The sequence below is a fragment of the Thermosynechococcus sp. genome (assembly GCF_046299635.1).
GTDB lineage: Bacteria > Cyanobacteriota > Cyanobacteriia > Thermosynechococcales > Thermosynechococcaceae > Thermosynechococcus.
Window position 1 is genome coordinate 1 of record NZ_JBKBHV010000043.1, and the last position, 5,774, is coordinate 5,774.

Annotated in this window: 5 protein-coding genes; 2 read left to right on the forward strand and 3 right to left on the reverse strand. The window is 55.9% G+C overall.

What is annotated here, in order from left to right; translation table 11 throughout:
- From ACK4IR_RS12165 to ACK4IR_RS12175, 3 genes are all read right to left on the reverse strand, one after another.
- Positions 1-492: cytochrome c biogenesis CcdA family protein (locus ACK4IR_RS12165; RefSeq protein ID WP_409874620.1), on the reverse strand; the 492-nt coding region annotated here is incomplete at its 3' end.
- Positions 493-496: 4 nt separating this feature from the next.
- Positions 497-3,238, reverse strand: a complete 2,742-nt coding sequence (locus ACK4IR_RS12170) for a M16 family metallopeptidase (RefSeq protein ID WP_409874621.1) — start codon at positions 3,236-3,238, stop codon at positions 497-499.
- Positions 3,239-3,244: 6 nt separating this feature from the next.
- Positions 3,245-3,616, reverse strand: a complete 372-nt coding sequence (locus tag ACK4IR_RS12175; protein WP_409874622.1) for a hypothetical protein — start codon at positions 3,614-3,616, stop codon at positions 3,245-3,247.
- Positions 3,617-3,920: 304 nt separating this feature from the next.
- Between ACK4IR_RS12175 and leuC the strand changes: the two genes are divergently transcribed.
- Together leuC and ACK4IR_RS12185 are read left to right on the forward strand one after the other, a co-directional pair.
- Positions 3,921-5,324, forward strand: coding sequence for a 3-isopropylmalate dehydratase large subunit (leuC, locus tag ACK4IR_RS12180; protein ID WP_409874623.1), 1,404 nt, complete (start codon positions 3,921-3,923; stop codon positions 5,322-5,324).
- Between the two features lie 87 nt (positions 5,325-5,411).
- On the forward strand, positions 5,412-5,774 hold a 363-nt coding region (locus ACK4IR_RS12185), incomplete at its 3' end, for a hypothetical protein (protein ID WP_409874624.1).

Here is a 5,774-nt window from a genome sequence, read left to right on the forward strand (position 1 = left end):
CGGCGTGCTACAGGGAGCAGCCACCAAGCCAAAGGTAGCCCCCAAGGTATAGGCCTGCACGCCCGCCGGGACACGATGCGGCAATTCCTCTAAGAAGCGACTGCGGGGAAATGTCAGCGGTAGGGCATTGAGCAAATTTAAGCCCATGAGGATTGCCACAACACTCACCAGCAGGGTCAACCCCCACCCCACTTGACCGTAAATGCGGCCGGCAATAGCCGCCACCATGCCCAGAACCGTGAGTGTGCTGGCAAGCCCCAAGGCAAACCAAAGGGATTGACGCAGGACGGAGCTATTTTGCTTGGCCGCGTAGCCGGCAATGTAACCCACGGTTACCGGCAGCATCGAGAGGGTGCAGGGCGTCAGACTGGTGAGGAGTCCGGCAAGAAAGACAATCCCCACACTGAGGATGGTCAAATCATTCAGTTGAGCCGTCACCCATTGGTTGGCCCACTGTTCCAGTTGGTAGAGTCCTAGGCTGAGGCTGGCCATGGTTTTAGGGGCGATAGGAAACGGTGGAACCAGCAGTGACAATTACAAGGCGGTCTGGATCAATCAGGTCTTGCAGGGCTTGATTCACTTGATCCAATGTAACGGCCTGCAGGCGATCGCCAAAAGTCTGGAGTTCCTGCGGCGGCAAATCAACGCTAGCATTGGCTACCAAGGCGCGGGCTAGCACATCCACATCGGCCAACTCCACCATGTAGGTATTGCCGAGGCTGCGCTTGGCGGCATCGAGTTCAGCAGCGGTCAAGCCCTGATGGCGAGCTTCGCGCAGCAGTTGACGGGTGGCGTCAATGGCCTTGGCAGTGTCCTCAGGGGCTGTTTGCAGTTGGATGACAAAAGGCCCGGCCTGGCGACCGGCACTAAAGAAGCTATAGATGCCGTAGGTTAACCCCTGGCGATCGCGAATCTCGGTGCCCAAGCGACTGGCCAGCGTATCTCCCCCCAGAATGTGATTCATTAGCATTGCGGCATAGAAGTGCGGATCGCGGCGATCAATCCCCGGTGCTCCCAGATAGGTTATGGCTTGGCTTTTGCCGGCAATCACCGCATTCTTAAAAAGGGGTTGAGGCGGCGGAGAAACCGCCGGAAAGGCTAGGGAAAGGGGAGCGGTCTGGGGTTGCCATGAACCAAAAATGTCGTTGAGGCGCGATCGCACCGCCTTAGGGTCAAAATCACCGACCAAAACCAAAATCGTGCGCTCCGGCCTATAGGCCGCCCGATAGAAATTGACCACATCTTGGCGTTGAATTGCCTGCACCGATTCTGGCGTGGCAAAGGGATGTAAAGGGTGATTGGGCGGGTAAAGGGTTTGTTGCAAAACGCGGCGTCCCCAGCGGGCAGGATCATCGGCCTCCAAACGCAGGGCAGTGAGATAGCGCTGCCGGCTAAGCTGCAATTCGGATTCCGGGAAGGTGGCCTCCTGAAGCACTTCCCCAAGGGTTTCCAAAAGGGTAGGCAGTTCATCGGCCAAGGCATAGCCCTCAATGTCCACCCCATCGCGGAAGGCACTGAATTCTAAGCTAATGCCGCGATCTTCAAGGGTTTGGGCCAAGGTCAGAGCCGTTTTATGGCGGGTGCCGTTGAGGAGATTTGCCGCTGTTAGATGGGCAACCCCCGGCTGCGTTAGGAGATCGTAGGCGGTGCCGGCATCAATGCGTCCTGCCAGCGTTATCGTTGGCGTACTGCGATCCACCAGTAAGAGCACCCGCAGGCCATTTTCCAGTGTCAAGGTTTCCACTGCCGTGGGTCTGAGGGCAGCAGCACTGTCGCCACTCCCTTGGGGTAGGTAGGCAGCAATGGTTTGGGGATCCGGTGGCTCACCGACAAGCTCATGGGCCGTGGTTTGGGTGCTCGGTCGGCCTGAGAGTTCAACCTCGGCAAATTGACTGGGAATAAACTCCCCCACAATCCAGCGATCGCGCCCAAAGTAGGTTTGCACCACTCGTTGCACATCGGCAGCGGTGACCTGTTCAATGGCCGCAAGGTGGCGATCGCTAAAGCGGTAATCTCCCGTCAGGGTTTCATCATTAGCCAGTTGACTGGCTTGGGCATCAATGTCGCGATTGCGCAGAACAAAATTGGCCTTCAGCTGTTGCTTGGCTCGCTGGAGTTCAGCACCACTTAAAGGATGCTGCGCCAGTTGGTCGAGAATCTGGCCGATGGTTTGCTCAATGGTTTCGAGGGATTGCTGCGGTGCCGCGATCGCGCCAATTTCAAACCAGCCCCCCTCCTGTAAGGCCATGGCATAGGAATGGATAGAACTGGCTTGGCCGGTTTCGATAAGTTTTTGGTAGAGGTAGGAGCTGCGGCCACCACTCAGGAGCATATCCAGCACATCCAAGGCTGCCTGATCGGGATGGGTCATTGCCGGAATCGGTACCACCAGTTGCAGGAGCGGCGCACTTCCCGGTTCGGTGAGGCGAATGCGCTGGGATGAACCCGCCGTTGGGGACGGCAAGGCGGGAAACTTTAGGGGAGCGGTTGGCCGCGGAATTTGGCCAAAGGTTTTCTTGACCAGTTCCAGTGCCCTTGGGGGACGCACATCGCCAGCAATGACCACAACCGCATTATCGGGACGATAGTACTGGTGATAAAAATTCTTCACCGCCGATAGCGTAAACTGCTCTACATCTCTTGCCGTGCCCCCCACCGGCAAGCCGTAGGGATGATGGGGATAGAGGGCTGCCATCACGGCGCGACTGAGGCGATATTCCGGACTATTCTCGTACCCTTGCAGCTCGGAGATCACCACTCGCTTTTCACTCTCAAGGGCGTCGGGTGTCATCAGGATATTGCGCAGGCGATCGGCTTCGAGGATCAGCAGAGGTTCCAGTTGGTCGGCAGGCGCCGTGTGGTGGTAGGCCGTTATGTCATAGCTGGTAAAGGCATTGGAAGAACTGCCAAGGGCGTAAAACAACTGACCAAACTGGACGGGGCGGCTTTGGGTGCCCTTAAACATCAGGTGCTCTAGTTGATGGGCAATGCCGTTTTCGCCCTTGGGTTCATGGCGAGACCCCACCCGATACCAAACCTGCAAACTCACTACGGGGGCGGTGGGAATCTCTTTGATGAGAACCGTCAGGCCGTTGTCTAAAACCGTTTTGCTGACACCACTGCCTAGGCCTTCTACCGGGTTCAGGGGAAAAATCACAGCCAAACTCGTACTCAAGAGGATTAAGCCGATAAATAAGAAAATTTTAACGAATTTTGAAGCAGACTCTAGGATGATCATCTACCTTCAGTTCCCTTGGTGGGCGATCGCGCTCACCAGTGCCGTCACTGCCGGCGAAAGACTGGAAAGGACTACAACAGATGCTGCGGCAATAATTATTGTGGTTGCCATCCGCACCATGGCATCGGTGCCCCGCTGGTAGACCTCAAATTTGTACTCTTGATTTTTGACTTGGGTGGCCAACTCACTCACATCCCCTTGGAGCTTGCTCACATCCCCTTGGAGCTTGTTCACATCCCCTTGGAGCTTGTGAACGTCTGTTTGCAGCTTTTCGACATCGGTTTGTAGTTTTCCCACGTCGGTGCCCAGCTTCTCCACATCTGTGCGGAGGGCTTGCAACTCGCTAAGTACTTTGGCTTGAAACTCCTGCTCGCTCATCTACCATCTCCCCTGAACACTCTATTTTCATCTTGAATCAATCTTGGCAGAGAAAGTGAAAAAAACGCCTAGGACACGGAGGCGATCGCACACTAGAACACTAGAAAACAGATAAAGTAAGCCAATCGTTTGTGGGAATGCCACCATGCCTCTGGCCGTCTGCTCAACCACTCCAAGACCCTAGAAGCCCCCGCGCAGAACACCTGCTAGAACATCAACTCCTTGACATCATGGGTCTGACCATCTGTGATGTGACTCCCTTGCTTTTGCCTATAATTGATAAGCTGGATTTTTGCACAAGTCTATGAGTCGCAGCACACTCTTCGATAAGGTTTGGGAACAGCATACAGTGGCTACACTGCCTTCAGGGCAAACACAACTACTTATTGGCCTGCACCTAATTCACGAAGTCACGAGTCCCCAAGCCTTTGCAATGCTGCGGGAGCGAGGGTTGCCTGTCTTGTATCCACAGCGAACCGTGGCCACGGTGGATCATATTGTGCCCACAGATACGGTGGCGCGTCCCCTCCAAGATGCCCTTGCCGAAGAGATGCTGCAAGCCCTTGAGGCGAATTGCCGCACCTACAATATTCCCTTTTTTGGCATTGGCTCCGGCCGTCAGGGGATTGTCCATGTGATTGCCCCGGAGCTGGGGTTGACCCAACCGGGGATGACGATCGCCTGCGGGGATAGTCACACTTCGACCCACGGTGCCTTTGGGGCGATCGCCTTTGGAATCGGCACTAGTCAAGTACGGGATGTTTTGGCTACGCAGACCCTTGCCCTCAATAAGCTGAAGGTGCGCAAGGTGGAGGTAAACGGCTCCATGGCAGCCGGCGTCTATGCCAAGGATGTGATTCTCTATCTCATTCGGCAACTGGGGGTTAAAGGGGGCGTGGGTTATGCCTACGAATTTGGCGGCACCACCTTTGCCCAGATGTCTATGGAAGAGCGGATGACCGTCTGCAACATGGCCATTGAGGGGGGTGCCCGCTGCGGCTACATGAACCCCGATGAAACCACGTTTGCCTACTTGCAGGGTCGGCCTTTTGCACCACAAGGCAAACACTGGGATCAGGCAGTGGCTTGGTGGCGATCGCTGGCCAGTGAGGCCGATGCCGAATACGATGATGTGGTCAGGTTTACGGCTGCGGAGATTGCACCGACGGTAACATGGGGGATTACCCCCGGCCAGAGCGTTGCCGTTGATGAGACCTTGCCCCCCCTCGAGAGTTTGCCAGAGGCAGAGCGAGCGATCGCTGCGGAAGCCTATGCCTACATGGATCTAAAACCGGGGCAGCCCATTCAAGGCACAAAGGTGGATGTCTGCTTTATCGGCAGTTGCACCAATGGTCGCATCAGTGATCTGCGACAGGCGGCCAAAGTCGTCGAAGGACGCAAAGTCAAACCCGGTGTCAAAGCCTTTGTCGTTCCCGGCTCAGAACGGGTGAAAGCGCAAGCAGAAGCAGAAGGTCTCGATGTCGTCTTTCAAGCGGCGGGCTTTGAATGGCGCCATCCCGGCTGCTCCATGTGCCTGGCGATGAATCCCGACAGGCTAGAGGGACGCCAGATCAGTGCTTCCTCCTCGAATCGCAACTTCAAAGGACGCCAAGGCTCCGCAGCAGGACGCACCCTGCTCATGAGTCCGGCCATGGTTGCAGCGGCAGCGATCGCGGGCGAAGTTACGGATGTCCGCGCGTTCCTCTAAAATCTTCCTAAGGACTGTAAGCAGTTCGCCGTATTGGCAAAAAGTCGTTGGTCTCAAAGTAGCACGGGTCAGTAGGGGGGTAAGGCTATGACCATTCTCCGGCGGTGGCTAGGCGCAGTGGTGCTGAGCTTGGCGCCTGTTTTGCCAGTAGCAGCAGAAACCCTCATCTCCGATAGCGGGATGACGGAAATTAATGACTATCAGTATACCCACTTTCCGGGAGATGTTTTGTCCTACACGACGGAAGTCAAGGGACGGGTTTATGATGGCGCAATTACAGTGAGAGCGGTTGGCAACGGTTGGATACGGGGCTGGTTTACCGATCGCGATCGCACCGGCAATTTTGGCTGTAGTGGCGAGGTTACCATTCAGTGGGTGCGGGACAATCGGTATATTTCTGTGTGGCGGGTTGGCGGTACCTATACCCCCCGTCTGCGCTGTCCTGAGGCG